The following is a 2,093-nucleotide window of genomic DNA, read 5'->3' as shown; positions in this document are numbered from 1 at the left end:
CGTTGTTACAAGCCTAGTTAAGGTCTCGACATTATCGTCGTCTCGCGCCTAGTTTGGCTCAATTTTAGCGATCAGCAGCCCTAATATTTGAATGTTCAACACGCCCTAATAATTATCGCGTTTTTTAATTTCTTTGTTTTACAGCCGAGCCTCGCTATGCCCCAATCTCGTACCGATTTAAATCCTGAACCAAAAAGCAATCTGCCTTATTTAACAGGCGTCCTACTACGCTATAGCACCTTTGTTGCCGCAATTTTTTTGCTATTAGCAGGGTTGCTATTGCTAAACTGGTGGCTGATTCTCATTGGTGCGTTTGGAGTGGGTTTGGGCATTTACGATATCGTCCAGTCCAAGCATGCCATCTTGAATAACTACCCTATCGCAGGACATGTTCGTTACGTGCTGGAGGACTTTCGCCCCGAGATTCGTCAGTACTTGTTAGAGGATGACAAAGAACAAGTACCGTTTTCGCGCCAACAGCGTGCTTTGGTTTACCAGCGTGCTAAAAACGTCAGTGATACCAATGCGTTTGGTACGTTAGACAATTTATACACCAATGGTAAAGAATGGTTCTTACAGTCAGCGGTCAGCCAACCGCTAAAAAATAAAGACTTTAAAATTATGGTTGGCGGTGAGCGTTGTCAGCAGCCGCATGAGATGTCAGTATTTAATATCTCAGCGATGAGCTTTGGCAGCCTATCAGCCAATGCCATTATGGCACTCAATCAAGGCGCAAAAATCGGCGGCTTTACCCATGATACGGGTGAAGGTGCGATCAGCCCTCACCATCGTAAGTTCGGTGGCGATTTGATTTGGGAGCTGGGTACAGGCTACTTTGGTTGCCGCGATGCCAATGGCGATTTTGATGCACAGTCTTTCGCCGAAAAAGCCGTCGATCCGCAAGTAAAAATGATTGAGATTAAACTCTCACAAGGCGCCAAACCAGGTAAAGGTGGCGTACTACCAGCGGAGAAAATCACTCAAGAGATTGCTGATACCCGTCAAGTACCTACTGGGCAAGATTGCATCTCACCTTCTTCGCACACCGCCTTTAGCACACCACTTGAGCTGGTTGCTTTTTGGCAGCAGTTACGTGAGCTATCAGGTGGTAAACCTGTCGGCTTTAAGCTCTGTATCGGTCAGCCGTGGCAGTTTATGGCGATTGTCAAAGCCATGATTGAAACTGACAACTACCCTGACTTTATCGTCATTGACGGTGCTGAAGGTGGCACTGGTGCTGCCCCTGTCGAATTTATGGACAATGTTGGCATGCCGATGGTTGATGGGTTTTTATTGGTTCATAACACCCTAGTCGGCGCAGGTATTCGTGACAAGGTCAGACTGGGCGTAAGCGGCAAAATCGTCTCTGGTTTTGATATCGCTCGTATGATTGCCTTGGGTGCAGATTGGTGTAACTCCGCACGCGGATTTATGTTTGCAGTCGGCTGTATCCAGTCGCGCTCATGCCATACCAATACTTGCCCAACAGGGGTCGCGACCCAAGATCCTTACCGTCAAAAAGCCCTAGATGTGCCAAGCAAAGCAGAACGCGTCGCAAGCTTTCACAAAAACACCCTCAAATCACTTGCCAGCATCGTTGGCGCAGTCGGCTTGCAGCATCCAAGCCAGCTACAGCCTTATCATATTGCGCGTCGTTTAGAAGACGGACAGATTAAACTGCTATCGAAGTTCTTTTATTTCACCGATAAAGGCGCACTACTTAATCAAAGCGCCCGTGCAGACGTGTTTAATCAAATGTGGGTCATGGCGACGGCGGATAGCTTCCTTGCTGACAATGACGCATTGATTGCTTACAATGAGGACTCACGCGATACGGGCAAAACAACTGAAGCGCCAACCTTAGAAGCGGGCGATCAAGCAGCAGACGATCAGACAGATCGTAACCCTGCTGGTATTATGATAGGTAATGTCAATAATACCTTTCGCGATTTTCCACCTAGCAGTGATTAAAAGCTAGTGGCTAAAAACGAGTAACTAAAGAGCAGCAACTAAAAACTGATGACTAACCTCATGAGTGATCAACCTTATGTAGGTCACGACCACTGATATTTTTTATTATAAAAGATCTATAA

General features: G+C 46.6%; 1 protein-coding gene. It reads left to right on the top strand.

Annotation, left to right across the window (positions count from 1 at the left end; translation table 11 throughout):
* The first annotated feature begins 156 nt into the window (after nt 1-156).
* Complete coding sequence (locus ACT3RN_RS15265; RefSeq protein ID WP_192520852.1) at nt 157-1,971, top strand: FMN-binding glutamate synthase family protein; 1,815 nt, start codon at nt 157-159, stop codon at nt 1,969-1,971.
* Nucleotides 1,972-2,093: the final 122 nt, after the last annotated feature.

It is taken from the genome of Psychrobacter sp. AOP5-GZ1-6 (assembly GCF_052376345.1).
Taxonomy (GTDB): Bacteria; Pseudomonadota; Gammaproteobacteria; order Pseudomonadales; family Moraxellaceae; genus Psychrobacter.
The sequence above is the reverse complement of the archived record's forward strand: the minus strand, read 5'-3'. Positions and strand labels throughout refer to the sequence as shown.